Origin of the sequence: Klebsiella sp. HMSC16C06 (genome assembly GCF_001808325.1) — a bacterium.
GTDB lineage: Bacteria > Pseudomonadota > Gammaproteobacteria > Enterobacterales > Enterobacteriaceae > Klebsiella > Klebsiella variicola.
This window is the reverse complement of record NZ_KV792994.1, coordinates 173974-191089: the sequence shown is the minus strand read 5'-3', so window position 1 is coordinate 191089 and position 17116 is coordinate 173974. Positions and strand designations below refer to the sequence as shown.

Here is a 17116-nt window from a genome sequence, read left to right as displayed (position 1 = left end):
CGAACGTTCCTCCATCCAGTAATATAGCGCCCTTTCCATTCCTGGCCCCAATTTTGACGCATCTCCGATTATTCATGGAGATGATCAACTATTGCCTGCAATTAAAGAACAAAGAGCCGAACACATATGCCTTTTACACTTGGTCAACGCTGGATTAGCGACACAGAGAGCGAACTAGGATTAGGGACGGTGGTAGCGCTGGATGCGCGCATGGTCACTCTCCTTTTCCCCGCCATCGGCGAAAACCGTCTGTACTCTCGCAACGATTCCCCGATCACCCGCGTGATGTTTAACCCGGGCGACACCATTACCAGCCATGAAGGCTGGCAGCTCCACGTTGACAAAGTGAATGAAGAGAACGGGCTGCTGTCCTACACCGGTACTCGCCTGGACACCCAGGAAGCGAACGTGACTCTGCGTGAAGTGCTGCTCGACAGCAAACTGGTGTTCAGCAAGCCGCAGGACCGCCTGTTTGCCGGTCAAATTGACCGTATGGACCGCTTTGCCCTGCGCTACCGTGCGCGTAAGTTCCAGAGCGAGCAGTACCGCATGCCGTGGAGCGGCCTGCGCGGCCAGCGCACCAGCCTGATCCCGCATCAGCTGAACATCGCCCATGACGTGGGCCGTCGTCACGCGCCGCGCGTACTGCTGGCCGATGAAGTGGGCTTAGGTAAAACCATCGAAGCCGGGATGATCCTCCACCAGCAGCTGCTCTCCGGCGCCGCCGAGCGCGTGCTGATTGTGGTCCCGGAAACCCTCCAGCACCAGTGGCTGGTGGAAATGCTGCGCCGCTTCAACCTGCGCTTCTCGCTGTTCGACGACGAACGCTATGCCGAAGCGCAGCACGATGCCTACAACCCGTTCGAAACCGAACAGCTGGTGATCTGCTCCTTAGACTTCGTACGTCGCAGCAAGCAGCGCCTGGAGCATCTGTGCGATGCCGAATGGGACCTGATGGTGGTCGACGAAGCGCACCACCTGGTGTGGAGCGAAGAGGCGCCGAGCCGTGAATATCAGGCCATTGAACAGCTGGCCGAGCGCGTGCCGGGCATCCTGCTGCTGACCGCGACGCCGGAACAGTTGGGGATGGAGAGCCACTTTGCGCGCCTGCGTCTGCTGGATCCAAACCGCTTCCACGATTTTGCCCAGTTTGTTGAAGAACAACAAAACTACCGCCCGGTCGCCGATGCCGTCGCCCTGCTGCTGGCGGGCAACACGCTGAGCGATAGCGAACTCAATACCCTTGGCGATCTGATCGGCGAGCAGGATATCGAGCCGCTGCTGCAGGCTGCCAACAGCGACCGCGAAGACGCTCAGGCCGCGCGCCAGGAGCTGGTCTCGATGCTGATGGACCGCCACGGCACCAGCCGCGTGCTGTTCCGAAACACCCGTAACGGCGTGAAAGGCTTCCCGAAGCGCGAGCTGCACACCATTCGTCTGCCGCTGCCGACCCAGTACCAGACGGCCATCAAGGTCTCTGGCATCATGGGCGCCCGCAAAACCGCGGAAGAGCGCGCGCGCGACATGCTCTATCCGGAGCAGATCTATCAGGAATTTGAAGGCGATACCGGCACCTGGTGGAACTTCGACCCGCGCGTCGAGTGGCTGATGGGCTACCTGACCAGCCATCGCTCGCAGAAGGTCCTGGTGATTTGCGCCAAAGCCGCCACCGCGCTACAGCTGGAGCAGGTGCTGCGCGAGCGCGAAGGCATCCGCGCCGCGGTGTTCCATGAAGGGATGTCGATTATCGAACGCGACCGCGCCGCGGCGTGGTTTGCCGAAGAAGACACCGGCGCGCAGGTGTTGCTGTGCTCCGAAATCGGCTCCGAAGGACGTAACTTCCAGTTCGCCAGCAACCTGGTGATGTTCGACCTGCCGTTTAACCCGGATCTGCTGGAGCAGCGTATCGGCCGTCTCGACCGTATCGGTCAGGCGCACGATATCCAGATCCACGTTCCATACCTGGAAAAGACCGCGCAGTCGGTGCTGGTGCGCTGGTATCACGAAGGGCTCGATGCCTTCGAACATACCTGCCCGACCGGCCGCACCGTCTACGACAGCGTCCATGATGAACTGATCAACTATCTTGCGGCGCCAGAATCCACCGACGGCTTTGACGATCTGATCAAATCCTGCCGCCAACAGCATGACGCCCTGAAGGTGCAGCTGGAGCAGGGCCGCGACCGTCTGCTGGAGATCCACTCCAACGGCGGCGAGAAAGCGCAGGCGCTGGCGGAGAGCATCGAAGAGCAGGATGACGACACCAGTCTGATCGCCTTCTCGATGAACCTGTTCGATATCGTCGGCATCAACCAGGACGACCGCGGTGAAAACCTGATCGTCCTCACCCCGTCCGACCATATGCTGGTCCCGGATTTCCCGGGCCTGCCGGAAGACGGCTGCACCATCACCTTCGAGCGTGACGTGGCGCTGTCGCGTGAAGATGCGCAGTTCATCACCTGGGAACATCCGCTGATCCGCAACGGTCTGGATCTGATCCTCTCCGGCGATACCGGCAGCAGCACCATTTCCCTGCTGAAGAATAAGGCGCTGCCGGTCGGCACCCTGCTGCTGGAGCTGATCTACGTCGTCGAAGCGCAGGCGCCGAAGCAGCTGCAGCTTAACCGCTTCCTGCCGGCGACCCCGGTTCGCCTGCTGCTGGATAAAAACGGCAACAACCTCGCCGGCCAGGTGGAATTTGAAAGCTTCAACCGCCAGCTGAGCGCGGTCAACCGCCACACCGGCAGCAAACTGGTCAACGCGGTGCAGCAGGACGTTCACGCCATTCTGCAACAGGGCGAAGCGCAGATCGCCAAAGCGGCGCAGGGGCTGATCGACGCAGCGCGTAACGAAGCCGATGAAAAGCTGACGGCGGAGCTGTCGCGTCTGGAAGCGCTGAAGGCGGTGAACCCGAACATCCGTGACGACGAACTGGCGGCGATCGAAAGCAACCGTCAGCAGGTGATGGATGCGCTGGCGCAGGCCGGATGGCGTCTGGACGCGCTGCGTCTGATCGTCGTCACCCACCAGTAACGGAACGCGAACATGGCGATGGAAAACTACAATCCGCCGCAGGATCCCTGGCTGGTGATCCTGTATCAGGATGAGCACATCATGGTGGTCAACAAGCCGAGCGGCTTGTTGTCCGTACCCGGTCGTCTTGAGGAGCATAAAGACAGCGTGATGACGCGCATTCAGCGCGACTTCCCGCAGGCCGAATCGGTGCATCGCCTGGATATGGCCACCAGCGGCGTGATTGTGGTGGCGCTGAATAAAGCCGCGGAGCGTGAGCTGAAACGTCAGTTCCGCGAGCGCGAGCCGAAAAAACAGTACGTCGCCCGCGTCTGGGGCCATCCGCAGCCGGCGGAAGGTCTGGTGGATTTACCGCTGATTTGCGACTGGCCGAACCGGCCAAAGCAGAAGGTGTGCTACGAAACCGGCAAAGCGGCGCAAACCGAGTATGAGGTGCTGGAGTACGCGGAGGACAACACCGCCCGCGTACGCCTGAAGCCGATTACCGGGCGCTCGCATCAGCTGCGCGTGCATATGCTGGCGCTGGGGCATCCGATCCTTGGCGACCGCTTTTACGCCACGCCGGAGGCGCTGGCGATGGCCCCGCGTCTGCTGCTGCACGCCGAGACGCTCACCATCACCCACCCTGCCTACGGCAACGCGATGACCTTTCGCGCGCCGGTCGACTTTTAGGATGTCCCCGGTAGCGCCTTGCCGCCGGGGAATACTGACCCGTTAGTCGCGGGCAAACCACGCATCAATCATCTGCTCAACGCGCGCCACGACGAGATCGGTGTCGTGGCGACGGCTGCGCGCGCAGGCGTGCGCCGGCTCATCACACAGCAGACAGCGGCGCTGCGACTCACCCAGCGACTGACGTCCCACCTGCCCGTTCTGTGGACAGATCACATCGATATCCCACAGGCGTCCCAGCGGATGGCTCTGCTCCAGCGTGCTGCACATCGCTTTGATTTCGCTGGCCGGGTGCGCCACGCACCACAGCGCTTCGGGCCCGGTCGGCAACCACAGCACCTGACGATCCAGCGCTTGCCAGCGGTGCTTCCACAGCAGCTGGTCGCAGGCCTGGAGGGCAACGCCCATCATGTTGCGATAGCGAATGCTGTCTTTCACCGCCCCCGGGGTCACCAGGGTCAGGGAAATAACAGGCTGCTGATAATGGGCCAGCCAGTCAGCCTGGCGGGCTGCACGCTGCTCTTTCGCCGCCAGCAATGCATCGATGCTGACGCCCGCCTGGGCGGGAGTATCCACTGACATTAATTCCTCTCCTACATATGATAAATGCGACAGCGCCTGGGCTGTCATGATGATGGATGCGATAGCCGATCGCGCGCTGATTGTAACGCTAAATGCGGAGCATTTAGGATACAGAACGCAGATATTTTCTGCGTTCTGTAGCGGAAAATGGCAGATTTATCGCTTAGCGCAGCGTTTAATCACGCCAGATAGTGGCTGAGGAACAGCAGTCCCAGCGAGACATTTATCGCCCCGCCGATGCGGGTAGCGATCTGCGCGAACGGCATCAGGCTCATGCGGTTACCGGCGGTCAGGATCGCCACATCGCCGGTGCCGCCCTGCCCGCTCTGGCAACAGGAGACAATCGCCACATCGATCGGGTGCATCCCTATTTTTTTACCCACAAAGAACCCGGTCGCCACCAGCGCCGAGACGGTACTGACGATCACCAGAAGGTTGGTCAGCGTGAAGGCGTTTACCAGTTCCTGCCACGGGGTGATCGCCACGCCGACGGCAAAGAGGATCGGGTAAGTCACCGCGGTGCGGAAGAATTTATACACCATCTGCGATCCCTCCTGCAGGCGTGGAGAAACCACGTTAGCCAGCTTTAACAGCACCGCGAGGAACAGCATGCCCACCGGCGCCGGCAGGCCAATCAGTTTGTGGCCAAGCATCCCCATCATATACAGCAGCACCGCCAGCAGCGCGCCGGAGGCCAGGGTCCCGACGTCGGTTTTGCCGCTCACGCCTTCGCTCTCGCCAAGGCTACGGGTTTCATTGCTGCGGTTCGGCATCAGTTGCCCTTCACCGGTGAGATGCGGGGAGCGCTTGCCGAGCTGGTTGAGGCAGCCGGAGATAACGATCGCCGTCAGACTGCCGAGCATCACCATCGGCAATATCCGGCCCAGCGCCACGCCCTGCTCCATATGCATCAGCGCGGCGTAACCCATTGACAGCGGGATCGCCCCTTCCCCCACGCCACCGGCCATGATCGGCAGCACGATAAAGAAGAACACCTGGAACGGCTCCATGCCCAGCAGCGTGCCGACGCCGATGCCCACCAGCATGCCAACCACTTCGCCACACAGCATCGGGAAGAAGATCTTCAGAAAGCCCTGAATCAGCGTGGTGCGGTTCATACTCATGATGCTGCCGACGATGATGCAGCAGATGTAGAGATAGAGGATATTGGTGGATTTATAGAATTTGGTGGTGGATTCCACGACCACATCCGGCAGCAGACCGTAGTGGACCAGCGCGGAAGGAATAAAAGTGGCGCAGATCGCCGCCGCGCCGAGTTTTCCCAGCACCGGCAGGCGCTTACCAAACTCGCCGCAGGCGAAGCCAAAGAAAGCCAGGGTGGCCACCATCACCACGATATCGCTCGGCAGTTTACCGCCAAGGCAGTCGAGGGCAATCAGCCCCCCGGCCAGCAAAAATAGCGGCAGCGGGACGATCCCTACCTTCCAGTTATCCATGATGTGCCACCAGCGCTGCTTCAGCGTGGTTTTCGGCGTATTGATCGGTTCAAGGGTTGCAGAGAATGCATTGTCTGTGGTGCTCATAAATTCAGCCCTGTCGTTATTATTCATTTTCAGCGTAAAGGGACAGCGGCGTCGTTAATGTGAAGCTCCCCAGATTAAAAAAGAAGTTTTAATGGTCACTATGGTTTTTATGGTTTCTATTCACGGAACCGCTAAGGGGTGATATATCTCTGATTTATTATTGTGGTTTTTATGGTTTTTATTCTCCCTGACGCGTTATTTCCACTGAGTCCCCCGCCGACAGCCAGCGCCTGCGCAGGCGATCACAACTTCTTCTTAACATTTACGTCACGTGACAGAAAAATGATAGAGTGCCGGTATGGTGAATACGCAGTACGGGACCTATGAAGCTCTCTTTTCAATATAAGCTGTTTATTTCGCTGGTCGCCTTTTTCTCGGTCCTCTTTATAGCGCTGGGCATTTATTATTATTTTGACGCCAGCCGCCAGCTGTATCAGGAGATGAGTGGCCGGGCCAAAATTCAGGCTGAAGAGATAGCCCTGATGCCAAATTTGCGTCAGCAGGTCAGCCAGCACGATCCGCAGGCGATCCGGGCGTTTATGCAGCAAATCGCCGCCCATAGCGACGCCAGTTTTATCGTCATCGGCGATCGGCAGGGCGTGCATCTGTTTCACTCCGTCCATCCGGAGTGGGTTGGTACGCGGCTGGTCGGCGGCGACAATCAGGCGGTGCTGGAGGGGCACTCCATCACCACCATTCGCAAAGGCGGCCTCGGCGTCTCGCTGCGCAGCAAAACGCCCATCGTCGATGACGAGGGGCAGGTGATCGGCATTGTCTCCGTTGGCTACCTCACCAGCTATCTCGACAGCATCACGCTGACCAAAGTGATCAATATTTTTATCGCCGCCATCCTGCTGCTCATCGCCCTGTTTATCTTCTCCTGGTACTTTACCCGCAGCATCAAGAAGCAGATTTTTTCGCTCGAGCCGCGGGAGATAGGCCTGCTGGTACGTCAGCAAAAGGCAATGATGGAGTCGATCTTTGAAGGGGTGATCGTCATCGATCACCAGCGGCGCATTGAGGTGATTAACCATGCCGCCCGCAGCCTGCTGGGGCTCAGCCAGCCTGCCCGTCAGCTGCGCGGCCAGTCAATCGACAGCGTCATTTCGCCGCAGCCGTTTTTCGCCAGCGGCGACATGCTCGAGCGTGACACTCATGACGAGCTGTGCCGCTTCAACCAGCTGACCGTGCTCGCCAGCCGGGTGCGCATTATGCTGGAGAATACGCTGCAGGGCTGGGTGATCACCTTCCGCGACCGCAACGAAATCAATGCCCTCACCGCCCAGCTCAGCCAGGTGAAGCGCTATGTCGACAACCTGCGCATCATGCGCCACGAGCAGCTCAACCGGATGACCACCCTCTCCGGTCTGCTGCATATGGGTCACTATGACGAAGCGATCCGCTATATTCAGGCCCAGTCGGAGCATGCCCAGGAGCTGCTGGACTTCATCTCCTCGCACTTCCACTCGCCGACGCTGTGCGGCCTGCTGTTGGGCAAAGCGACCCGCGCCCGCGAAAAAGGCGTGGTCCTGAGCTTCGACCCGGCCTGTCGTATCGATCGTCCGCTGCCGTCGCTAAAGGAATCCGAACTGATCTCCATCATCGGCAACCTGCTGGATAACGCCATCGAAGCCACGCAGCGCGCCGAGCTGCCGCACGAGCCGGTGGAAGTGCTGATTCAGCTCAACGCCCGGGAACTGATCATCGAAGTGGCTGACCGCGGCGTCGGCATTCGTCCCGATATTCGCGACCGCATTTTTGAACGCGGCGTGACCACCAAAACCCGTGGCGATCACGGCATTGGTCTGTATCTTATTGAACATTATGTCACTCAGGCGGGCGGCACCATCGAAGTCGCCGACAACGCGCCGCGGGGAACCATCTTCACCCTGTTTATCCCGGCCGACGCCCCCGCCTGTCCGCAAACGGAGGCCCACAATGCATCATGACCTGGTCGATGTGCTGATCATTGAAGATGAGAGCGAGCTGGCGCGCCTGCACGCCGAGCTTGTGCAAAAACACCCGCGACTGCGGCTGGCAGGCATGGCGGCCTCCCTCGCTCAGGCGCGGCAGTTGCTCCACGCCAGTCCGCCGCAGCTGGTGCTGCTGGATAACTATTTACCGGACGGCAAAGGCGTCACGCTGATGACCGACCCGGTGCTGGCAACCACCCATTGCTCAGTGATCTTTATCACCGCCGCCAGCGATATGGAAACCTGCAGCCTGGCCATCCGCAACGGCGCCTTCGACTATATCCTTAAGCCCGTCTCCTGGAAGCGGCTGAGCCAGTCGCTTGAGCGCTTTATCCAGTTTTACGATCAGCAGCGGGAATGGAAAATCGTCGATCAGCAGAACGTCGATTCTCTCTACCAACTGCAGGCGAAGAACTTCCGCGTGGATAGCGGTAGTAAGGGCATTGAAGAGAAGACGCTGGCGCTGGTGCAGGGATTGTTTAGCGGCCGGGAAGCACACTGTTTTTCCGTCGATGAGGTGGTCAGCGCCGCCGGGCTCAGCAAAACCACCGCCCGGCGCTATCTGGAACACGGTGTCGAGACCGGCTTTCTGGAAGTGGAGATGCTGTATGGAAAAATCGGCCATCCGCGGCGGCTGTACCGACGCGCACAGCCTAAAAACTAAAACCCCTCGCCGGACGGGAGGGGCGGGAAAACTCAGAAGCCGCGCTGCTCTTTGATCAGCTCCCAGGCCTTCTGGATCTCCTGAGCTTTCTGTTTGGCCATCTCCATCATCTCCGGCGGCAGCCCTTTCGCCACCAGCTTGTCCGGATGATGTTCGTTCATCAGCTTACGATAGGCGCGCTTCACCGTCGCCGCGTCATCGGTCGGTTTCACCCCCAGCACATTGCAGGCATCTTCGAGGGTTGGCCCGCGCTGCGCCTGCTGCCAGCCGGCATTGCCGCCGTGCTGACCATACGATTGCTGCTGCGAACCGCCGCCAAACTGGGCGCCGCCCTGCATCATCCGCAGGAATTGATCGAACTGGGCGCGGGAGATGCCAAGCTCGTCAGCGATGACGAACAGCACTTCACGTTCGTTGGGGTGCAATTCGCCGTCAGCGAACGCCGCCTGCAGCTGAATTTCCAGAAACATCCGAATCAGATCGAAGCGCCCAAAGCAGACGCTGCGCAGCTGACGCATCTTCTCGCGCAGCGGATAGTTGTCGGCCTTGCCGTCGCGAAACGCCTGCTGCGCCGCCGTACGCGATGCGCCGTGCAGGTTCATGCGATCCATCAGCACATTGGCGACATGAATATCAGCTTCGGTGACGCGACCCTTGGATTTGGTCAGATGCCCCATCACTTCAAAGGTGGTGGAAAAGAAGAGCGACTGGCGTTCCTGTTGATTGGCGAAGAGATTCAACCGGCGACTGCGCGCCCGGTCAAACATATGGCCCACCAGGAAGCCGAGCACGACACCCCAAAACCCACCGCCCATCAGCAAAGCCACTGCCACGCCAATCACTTTACCCAAATACTGCATAGACTCCCCAACTGTTTATCGCCGTTAAGCTCGAATATGACCGCACGTTACCCGGCACTCGCGCCTCGGTCAATTGTGGGACATAGCCTATAATTTGCTTTATCATACTCGTCATTCAACAGGGTGCCTAACGCTCGGGCTCGAAACGGGCAGGATTAACACTAGCGTGATAATGTTGAGTAAGTTAGGCTCTGACCGTTTGCAAGCCGCTGCCACAAGATGATGGAACAATAAATACAACGTATGAAAAAACGTATTCCCAGCCTCCTGGCTACGATGATTGCCAGCGCCTTGTATAGCCAACAAGGCCTCGCTGCCGATCTCGCAACGCAATGTATGCTTGGCGTGCCAAGCTTTGATCGTCCGCTCGTGGAAGGGCGGCCTGGCGATCTGCCGGTGACGATTAACGCCGATCATGCGAAGGGCAACTACCCGGATAATGCCGTCTTCACCGGCAACGTCGATATTAACCAGGGGAACAGCCGCCTGCGTGCCGACGAAGTGCAGCTGCATCAGCAGCAGGCCGCGGGCCAGGCGCAACCGGTGCGAACGGTGGATGCGCTGGGCAACGTCCATTACGACGATAACCAGGTGATCCTCAAAGGGCCTAAAGCCTGGTCAAACCTGAACACCAAAGATACCAACGTCTGGCAGGGCGATTATCAAATGGTCGGACGCCAGGGACGCGGCACGGCGGACCTGATGAAACAGCGCGGCGAAAACCGCTATACCATTCTGGAAAACGGCAGCTTTACCTCCTGTCTGCCGGGCTCCGACACCTGGAGCGTCGTGGGCAGCGAAGTCATCCACGACCGTGAAGAGCAGGTTGCCGAGATCTGGAACGCCCGCTTTAAGCTGGGCTCAGTACCGATTTTCTACAGCCCTTACCTGCAGTTGCCGGTGGGCGACAAACGTCGTTCCGGTTTCCTGATCCCAAACGCCAAATACAGTACCAAAAACGGTGTGGAATTCTCCCTGCCGTACTACTGGAACATTGCGCCGAACTTCGATGCCACTATCACCCCGCACTATATGAACAAACGCGGCGGCGTGATGTGGGAAAACGAATTCCGCTACCTGACCCAGCTCGGCAGCGGCTTAACTGAATTCGACTACCTGCCATCGGATAAAGTCTACGAAGACGATCACTCGAGCGACAGCAACAGCCGCCGCTGGCTGTTCTACTGGAACCACTCCGGGGTTATCGATCAGGTATGGCGTCTGAACGCTGACTACACCAAGGTCAGCGATCCTGACTACTTCAACGATTTCAGCTCGAAATATGGTTCCAGTACCGACGGCTATGCGACGCAGAAATTCAGCGCCGGTTACGTCAATCAGAACTTTGACGCGACGGTATCGACCAAGCAGTTCCAGGTCTTTGACCGGGAATCGAGCAACTCCTACTCGGCTGAGCCGCAGCTCGACATCAACTACTACCAGAACGATGTCGGTCCGTTCGATACCCATCTGTACGGTCAGGTCGCCCATTTTGTTAACTCGAATAACAACATGCCGGAAGCGACCCGCGTTCACCTCGAACCGACGATCAACCTGCCGCTGTCCAACGCCTGGGGCAGTCTGAATACTGAAGCCAAGCTGCTGGCGACCCACTACCAGCAGAGCAACCTCGATAAGTACAACGCCGCCAACGGCACTGACTACAAAGAGTCTGTCAGCCGCGTAATGCCGCAGTTTAAAATCGACGGTAAAATGGTCTTTGAACGCGACCTGCAGGAGGGATTCACCCAAACGCTGGAACCGCGCATGCAGTATCTGTACGTGCCGTACCGCGATCAGAGTGAAATCGGTAGCTACGACTCCACGCTATTGCAGTCGGACTACACCGGCCTGTTCCGCGACCGTACCTATAGCGGTCTGGACCGCATCGCGTCAGCCAACCAGGTCACTACCGGCATCACCTCTCGCGTGTATGATGCCGCCGCCGTGGAACGTTTTAATATTTCCGTTGGTCAAATCTACTATTTCACCGAGTCACGCACCGGTGATGACAACATCAACTGGGAGAACAACGACACCACGGGTTCACTGGTATGGGCCGGCGATACCTACTGGCGCATCGCCGATGACTGGGGTTTACGCGGGGGGATCCAGTACGACACCCGTCTGGATAACGTCGCCACCGGTAACGGCACCATTGAATACCGTCGCGATGAAAACCGCTTAGTCCAGCTTAACTATCGTTACGCCAGCCCGGAATATATTCAGGCTACACTGCCTTCATATTCCACGGCGGCACAATATAAACAGGGTATTTCGCAGGTGGGGATGACCGCCAGTTGGCCGATCGTCGATCGCTGGTCCGTGGTCGGGGCATACTACTTCGATACCAATACCCGGAAAGCAGCAAACCAGATGTTGGGTGTTCAGTATAACTCCTGCTGCTACGCCATCCGTCTTGGCTACGAACGTAAAGTCAACGGCTGGGATAGCAACAACAACGGCGGCGAGAGCAAATACGACAACACCTTCGGAATCAATATTGAATTGCGCGGTCTGAGCTCTAACTACGGCCTCGGCACCCAGCAGATGCTGCGTTCGAACATTTTACCGTACCAGAGCTCCCTGTGATGCGGCTGGTTTACAACATCGTCCGCATTTGCGGTTAATTGAAATGGAAAAAGTATGAAGAACTGGAAAACGCTGCTTCTCGGTATCGCCATGATCGCGAATACCAGTTTCGCTGCCCCTCAGGTGGTCGATAAAGTAGCGGCCGTCGTCAATAATGGCGTCGTGCTGGAAAGCGACGTCGATGGTTTGATGCAATCAGTTAAGCTCAATGCGGGTCAGGCTGGCCAACAGCTGCCGGATGACGCGACACTGCGCCATCAAATCCTCGAAAGACTGATCATGGACCAGATCGTATTGCAGTTGGGGCAGAAGATGGGCGTGAAGGTCTCTGATGACCAGCTCGATCAGGCCATCGCCAACATCGCCAAACAAAACAACATGACCATGGATCAGATGCGCAGCCGTCTGGCCTATGAAGGCATCAACTACAACACCTACCGTAGCCAGATCCGCAAAGAGATGCTGATTTCGGAAGTGCGTAACAATGAAGTGCGTCGCCGTATCACCGTGCTGCCGCAGGAAGTCGAAGCGCTGGCAAAACAGATTGGCGACCAGAACGATGCCAGCACCGAGCTTAACCTGAGCCACATCCTGATCCCGCTGGCGGAAAACCCGACCGCGGATGAAGTTGCCGCAGCTCAGGAGCAAGCGAATGCCATCGTTGAACAAGCGCGCAACGGCGCTAACTTCGGTAAACTGGCCATCACCTACTCCGCTGACCAACAGGCGCTGAAGGGAGGCCAGATGGGCTGGGGTCGTATCCAGGAGCTGCCAGGTATTTTCGCCCAGGCATTAAGCACCGCCAAAAAAGGGGATATCGTCGGCCCGATCCGCTCTGGCGTCGGCTTCCACATTCTGAAAGTCAACGACCTGCGCGGCGGGACTCAGAACATCTCCGTCACCGAAGTGCATGCCCGTCATATTCTGCTTAAGCCGTCGCCGATCATGAATGATGCCCAGGCCCAGGCCAAACTGGAACAAATCGCGGCTGACATTAAGAGCGGGAAAACCACCTTCGCCAAAGCGGCGAAAGCGTTCTCTGAAGATCCGGGTTCAGCAAACCAGGGCGGTGATTTAGGTTGGGCGACGCCGGACATCTTCGATCCGGCATTCCGCGATGCGCTGATGCGTTTGAACAAAGGGCAGACCAGCGGACCGGTGCACTCCTCCTTCGGCTGGCATCTGATCGAACTGCTGGATAGCCGTCAGGTCGACAGAACCGACGCCGCGCAGAAAGATCGTGCATACCGCATGCTGATGAACCGCAAATTCTCTGAAGAAGCGGCAACCTGGATGCAGGAACAGCGCGCCAGTGCGTATGTTAAAATTCTGAGCAACTAATATCGATGCCTGAAATCCGTAAAGTTGTCATCACTCCCGGCGAACCCGCCGGGATTGGCCCTGACCTGGTCGTGCAGCTTGCCCAGCGCGACTGGCCAGTTGAGCTGGTGATCTGCGCCGACGGCGCCCTGTTAACTGACCGAGCCCAGCGGCTCGGTCTTCCTTTATCTCTCCTCCCATACGATCCTGCGCAACCGCCCGTTCCGCAGCGCGCCGGTACGCTGACGCTGCTTAACGTACCGCTGAACGTTCCGGCGGAACCCGGCGTGCTGAACGTGCAAAACGGCGCCTATGTCGTGGAAACGCTGGCGCGCGCTTGCGACGGCTGCCTTAGCGGCGAATTTGCGGCGTTAGTGACCGGCCCGGTGCACAAAGGCAACATCAACGACGCCGGCATCGCCTTCACCGGTCATACCGAGTTCTTCGAAGAGCGCGCGAAGGCCAGCAAAGTGGTGATGATGCTGGCGACCGAGGAGCTGCGGGTGGCGCTGGTGACGACCCATCTGCCGTTGAAAGCCATCAGCGAAGCGATAACGCCCGAGCTGCTGCGCGAGATCATCACCATTCTCGATCACGACCTGCGCACGAAATTTGGCATTGCCCAGCCGCATGTACTGGTTTGCGGGCTTAACCCGCACGCTGGCGAAGGCGGCCATATGGGAACAGAAGAGATAGACACCATCATTCCGGTGCTGGAAGAGATGCGTGCTAAGGGGATGAACCTCAGCGGTCCGCTGCCGGCAGACACCCTCTTTCAGCCCAAATACCTTGACCATGCCGATGCGGTACTCGCGATGTACCACGATCAGGGCCTGCCCGTGCTAAAATACCAGGGCTTTGGCCGTGGCGTGAACATTACGCTCGGTTTACCTTTTATTCGTACCTCCGTCGACCACGGCACCGCACTGGAATTAGCGGGTCAGGGAAAAGCGGACGTCGGCAGTTTTATCACGGCGCTTAATCTCGCCATCAAAATGATTGTTAATACCCAATGAATAATCGAGTCCATCAGGGCCATTTAGCCCGTAAACGCTTCGGGCAGAACTTCCTCAACGATCAGTTTGTGATCGACAGCATCGTCTCGGCGATTAATCCGCAGAAAGGCCAGGCGATGGTTGAAATCGGCCCGGGTCTCGCCGCGCTGACCGAACCGGTCGGCGAACGTCTTGACCAGCTGACCGTTATCGAACTGGACCGCGATCTGGCGGCTCGCCTGCAGACGCACCCGTTCCTCGGACCGAAGCTGACCATCTATCAGCAGGATGCGATGACCATGAACTTCGGCGAACTGGCGGAGAAAATGGGCCAGCCGCTGCGCGTCTTCGGCAACCTGCCGTACAATATCTCGACGCCGCTAATGTTCCATCTGTTCAGCTATACTGATGCCATTGCCGATATGCACTTTATGCTGCAGAAAGAAGTGGTCAATCGTCTGGTTGCCGGGCCGAACAGTAAGGCGTATGGTCGGTTAAGCGTGATGGCGCAATATTATTGCCAGGTGATCCCGGTACTCGAAGTGCCGCCGAGCGCGTTTACCCCGCCGCCTAAGGTTGACTCCGCGGTGGTTCGCCTGGTGCCGCACCGCACCATGCCGTATCCGGTAAAAGAGGTCCGGGTACTGAGCCGCATCACCACCGAAGCCTTCAACCAGCGCCGTAAGACCATCCGCAATAGTCTCGGCAATCTGTTTAGCGTTGAAGTGTTGACCGAGCTGGGCGTCGACCCGGCAGTGCGTGCGGAAAATATTTCTGTAGAGCAGTACTGTAAGATGGCCAACTGGTTATCCAACAATCTGCCTTCGAAGGAGAGCTAACCATGATTAATTCGCCTCGTGTTTGCGTTCAGGTGCAAAGCGTCTATATCGAATCGCAGTCTTCTCCGGAAGAAGAGCGTTACGTCTTCGCTTATACCGTCACCATTCGCAATCTGGGGCGGAGTCAGGTTCAGCTGCTTGGCCGCTACTGGCTCATCACTAACGGCCACGGTCGTGAGACTGAAGTTCAGGGTGAAGGGGTGGTCGGCGAGCAACCACATATTCCCGCTGGCGGTGAATATCAATATACCAGCGGCGCGGTCATCGAAACGCCGCTGGGAACCATGCAGGGTCATTATGAGATGATCGATATCGACGGCTCGCCGTTCCGTATCGAGATCCCTGTGTTCCGTCTCGCAGTTCCAACGCTCATTCATTAAAACAATGTCAACATACCTTATTGGCGACGTTCACGGTTGCTACGATGAACTGATCGCATTATTAGCGCAGGTTGAATTCGACCCGAGCACCGATACGCTATGGCTGACCGGCGATCTGGTGGCCCGTGGCCCGGGGTCGCTGGAGGTCCTGCGCTATGTCAAATCTCTGGGCGACAGTGTGCGACTGGTGCTGGGCAACCATGATCTCCACCTGCTGGCCGTCTTCGCCGGTATCAGCCGTAACAAGCCGAAGGATCGTCTGAAATCCCTGCTGGAAGCCCCGGATGCCGACGAGCTGCTCAACTGGTTGCGTCGCCAGCCGCTGCTGCAGGTGGATGAAGAGAAAAAGCTGGTGATGGCCCACGCGGGCATCACGCCGCAGTGGGATCTGGAGACCGCCCAGCAGTGCGCACGCGATGTAGAAGCAGTGCTCTCCAGCGACTCCTACCCTTTCTTCCTCGATGCCATGTATGGCGATATGCCGAATCACTGGAGCAACGAGCTGAGCGGTCTGGCGCGCCTGCGCTTTATCTCTAATGCTTTTACCCGCATGCGCTACTGCTTCCCCAACGGCCAGCTGGATATGTATTCGAAAGAGGCGCCCGAGGACGCCCCAGCGCCGCTGAAGCCGTGGTTTGCCATTCCTGGCCCGGTCAGCAATGCCTACAGCATTGCCTTTGGCCACTGGGCTTCACTGGAGGGACGCGGTACGCCGGAGGGGATTTACGCCCTGGATACGGGCTGCTGCTGGGGCGGGGAACTCACCTGCCTGCGCTGGGAAGATAAGCAGTACTTCACCCAGCCGTCGAACCGCCAGAAAAGCCTCGACGAAGGCGAAGCCGTCGCGTCCTGAGTCTTCCCGGATGGCGGCGCGTTGCGCCTTATCCGGGCTACATTGCCTTGCGATTTGTCGCCCCGGGCAAGAACGGCGGGCGCGGAGCCACTTTTGTGTCGGGTGGCGGCTAACGCCTTACCCGACCTACATTACCGTGCGATTTGTCGCCCGGACAGCGCTCCCGAAAGACGAGGCCCGCGACGGGGAACATGACGAGATACTGATTGCGCCTTCGTCGCGGAATTCACGCAAAAGAAAACCCCGGTCACGCCAGGCGCGACCGGGGTTTTTTCATTGCTATCCTTCCCGCTTAACGGCGTTCGAGGATCTCAAAGCAGTAGCTGTGGGAGTTCTGCGCGTCAGCGTCATGAAACTCGCTGAACACCGACTCCCACTCGTCCGGGTCGTAATCCGGGAAATGGGTATCGCCTTCCACTTCCGCATCAATGTGCGTCAGATAGAGCTTATGCGCTTTCGGCAGGAACTGCTCATAAACGCGGCCGCCGCCAATCACCATAATCTCTTCCACATCGCCGCAGGCAGCAATCGCTTCCTCCACTGAGGAGACCCACTGCACGCGATCGTCGCTGCCGGGTTTGCTGCTGATCACGATATTTTTACGCCCCGGCAACGGGCGCCCAATGGATTCCCAGGTCAGACGCCCCATCACCACCGGCTTATTTAACGTGTTGCGTTTGAACCAGGCGAGATCGGCAGGCAGGTTCCATGGCATGGCGTTTTCCATACCAATGACGCGATCTACCGCTAACGCCGCAATCAGACTGATCATTCATTCATTCCCGAGTGCAAAAAATTGTCGCCACTAT

14 protein-coding genes are annotated in these 17116 nt (G+C 58.2%); 10 read left to right on the top strand and 4 right to left on the bottom strand.

What is annotated here, in order from left to right; genetic code table 11:
* The first annotated feature begins 126 nt into the window (after positions 1 to 126).
* Entirely contained in the window at positions 127 to 3033 is a 2907-nt protein-coding gene (gene rapA / locus HMPREF3142_RS08650) for an RNA polymerase-associated protein RapA (RefSeq protein ID WP_070611994.1), read from the top strand.
* 12 nt (positions 3034 to 3045) lie between these two features.
* Positions 3046 to 3705 (top strand): bifunctional tRNA pseudouridine(32) synthase/23S rRNA pseudouridine(746) synthase RluA, encoded by a 660-nt coding sequence (gene rluA, locus HMPREF3142_RS08645; RefSeq protein ID WP_008807465.1) that lies wholly within the window; start codon positions 3046 to 3048, stop codon positions 3703 to 3705.
* Positions 3706 to 3747: 42 nt separating this feature from the next.
* Here the strand turns inward: rluA and citX are convergent, their stop codons facing one another.
* Together citX and HMPREF3142_RS08635 are read right to left on the bottom strand one after the other, a co-directional pair.
* On the bottom strand, positions 3748 to 4287 hold the full coding sequence (gene citX / locus HMPREF3142_RS08640) for a citrate lyase holo-[acyl-carrier protein] synthase (protein ID WP_008807466.1): 540 nt from the start codon (positions 4285 to 4287) through the stop codon (positions 3748 to 3750).
* A gap of 179 nt (positions 4288 to 4466) precedes the next feature.
* On the bottom strand, positions 4467 to 5831 hold the full coding sequence (locus tag HMPREF3142_RS08635; RefSeq protein WP_008807467.1) for a 2-hydroxycarboxylate transporter family protein: 1365 nt from the start codon (positions 5829 to 5831) through the stop codon (positions 4467 to 4469).
* Between the two features lie 323 nt (positions 5832 to 6154).
* Between HMPREF3142_RS08635 and HMPREF3142_RS08630 the strand changes: the two genes are divergently transcribed.
* Both HMPREF3142_RS08630 and HMPREF3142_RS08625 read left to right on the top strand, forming a co-directional pair.
* Positions 6155 to 7780 (top strand): ATP-binding protein, encoded by a 1626-nt coding sequence (locus HMPREF3142_RS08630; RefSeq protein WP_012542874.1) that lies wholly within the window; start codon positions 6155 to 6157, stop codon positions 7778 to 7780.
* Positions 7770 to 8468 carry a response regulator gene (locus HMPREF3142_RS08625; protein ID WP_008807469.1) on the top strand — a complete coding sequence of 233 codons (699 nt, stop codon included), beginning with the start codon at positions 7770 to 7772 and terminating at the stop codon, positions 8466 to 8468. Before HMPREF3142_RS08630 ends, HMPREF3142_RS08625 begins: the two co-directional genes overlap by 11 nt.
* Positions 8469 to 8500: 32 nt before the next feature.
* Here HMPREF3142_RS08625 and djlA read toward each other — a convergent pair whose 3' ends face one another.
* Entirely contained in the window at positions 8501 to 9328 is an 828-nt protein-coding gene (gene djlA / locus HMPREF3142_RS08620) for a co-chaperone DjlA (RefSeq protein WP_008807470.1), read from the bottom strand.
* Positions 9329 to 9571: 243 nt separating this feature from the next.
* On the opposite strand from djlA, the gene lptD reads away from it, so the two are divergent.
* Genes lptD through apaH form a run of 6 tightly spaced genes read left to right on the top strand, consistent with a single transcriptional unit; the run spans position 9572 to position 16307 of the window.
* A complete protein-coding gene (lptD, locus tag HMPREF3142_RS08615) occupies positions 9572 to 11920 on the top strand; it encodes an LPS assembly protein LptD (protein ID WP_008807471.1) in 2349 nt (782 codons plus the stop codon).
* Positions 11921 to 11974: 54 nt separating this feature from the next.
* On the top strand, positions 11975 to 13261 hold the full coding sequence (surA, locus tag HMPREF3142_RS08610; protein WP_008807472.1) for a peptidylprolyl isomerase SurA: 1287 nt from the start codon (positions 11975 to 11977) through the stop codon (positions 13259 to 13261).
* 5 nt (positions 13262 to 13266) lie between these two features.
* A complete protein-coding gene (gene pdxA / locus HMPREF3142_RS08605) occupies positions 13267 to 14256 on the top strand; it encodes a 4-hydroxythreonine-4-phosphate dehydrogenase PdxA (protein WP_012542876.1) in 990 nt (329 codons plus the stop codon).
* The gene (gene rsmA, locus HMPREF3142_RS08600) at positions 14253 to 15074 is read left to right on the top strand and encodes a 16S rRNA (adenine(1518)-N(6)/adenine(1519)-N(6))-dimethyltransferase RsmA (RefSeq protein ID WP_008807474.1); all 822 of its coding nucleotides are present in this window, start codon (positions 14253 to 14255) and stop codon (positions 15072 to 15074) included. The genes pdxA and rsmA overlap by 4 nt, the downstream gene beginning before the upstream one ends.
* Positions 15075 to 15076: 2 nt before the next feature.
* Positions 15077 to 15454 carry a Co2+/Mg2+ efflux protein ApaG gene (gene apaG, locus HMPREF3142_RS08595; RefSeq protein ID WP_016160282.1) on the top strand — a complete coding sequence of 126 codons (378 nt, stop codon included), beginning with the start codon at positions 15077 to 15079 and terminating at the stop codon, positions 15452 to 15454.
* A gap of 4 nt (positions 15455 to 15458) precedes the next feature.
* The gene (apaH, locus tag HMPREF3142_RS08590; RefSeq protein WP_008807475.1) at positions 15459 to 16307 is read left to right on the top strand and encodes a bis(5'-nucleosyl)-tetraphosphatase (symmetrical) ApaH; all 849 of its coding nucleotides are present in this window, start codon (positions 15459 to 15461) and stop codon (positions 16305 to 16307) included.
* Positions 16308 to 16599: 292 nt separating this feature from the next.
* On the opposite strand, the gene folA is transcribed toward apaH, so the two are convergent.
* Positions 16600 to 17079 (bottom strand): type 3 dihydrofolate reductase, encoded by a 480-nt coding sequence (folA, locus tag HMPREF3142_RS08585; protein ID WP_008807476.1) that lies wholly within the window; start codon positions 17077 to 17079, stop codon positions 16600 to 16602.
* Positions 17080 to 17116: the final 37 nt, after the last annotated feature.

Coding starts and splice junctions, on each gene's coding strand:
- surA (WP_008807472.1), top strand. CDS start 11,975: ATGAAGAACTGGAAAACGCTGCTTCTCGGTATCGCCATGATCGCGAAT.
- folA (WP_008807476.1), bottom strand. CDS start 17,079: ATGATCAGTCTGATTGCGGCGTTAGCGGTAGATCGCGTCATTGGTATG.
- pdxA (WP_012542876.1), top strand. CDS start 13,267: ATGCCTGAAATCCGTAAAGTTGTCATCACTCCCGGCGAACCCGCCGGG.
- rluA (WP_008807465.1), top strand. CDS start 3,046: ATGGCGATGGAAAACTACAATCCGCCGCAGGATCCCTGGCTGGTGATC.
- djlA (WP_008807470.1), bottom strand. CDS start 9,328: ATGCAGTATTTGGGTAAAGTGATTGGCGTGGCAGTGGCTTTGCTGATG.
- HMPREF3142_RS08635 (WP_008807467.1), bottom strand. CDS start 5,831: ATGAGCACCACAGACAATGCATTCTCTGCAACCCTTGAACCGATCAAT.
- HMPREF3142_RS08625 (WP_008807469.1), top strand. CDS start 7,770: ATGCATCATGACCTGGTCGATGTGCTGATCATTGAAGATGAGAGCGAG.
- lptD (WP_008807471.1), top strand. CDS start 9,572: ATGAAAAAACGTATTCCCAGCCTCCTGGCTACGATGATTGCCAGCGCC.
- apaG (WP_016160282.1), top strand. CDS start 15,077: ATGATTAATTCGCCTCGTGTTTGCGTTCAGGTGCAAAGCGTCTATATC.
- rapA (WP_070611994.1), top strand. CDS start 127: ATGCCTTTTACACTTGGTCAACGCTGGATTAGCGACACAGAGAGCGAA.
- rsmA (WP_008807474.1), top strand. CDS start 14,253: ATGAATAATCGAGTCCATCAGGGCCATTTAGCCCGTAAACGCTTCGGG.
- HMPREF3142_RS08630 (WP_012542874.1), top strand. CDS start 6,155: ATGAAGCTCTCTTTTCAATATAAGCTGTTTATTTCGCTGGTCGCCTTT.
- citX (WP_008807466.1), bottom strand. CDS start 4,287: ATGTCAGTGGATACTCCCGCCCAGGCGGGCGTCAGCATCGATGCATTG.
- apaH (WP_008807475.1), top strand. CDS start 15,459: ATGTCAACATACCTTATTGGCGACGTTCACGGTTGCTACGATGAACTG.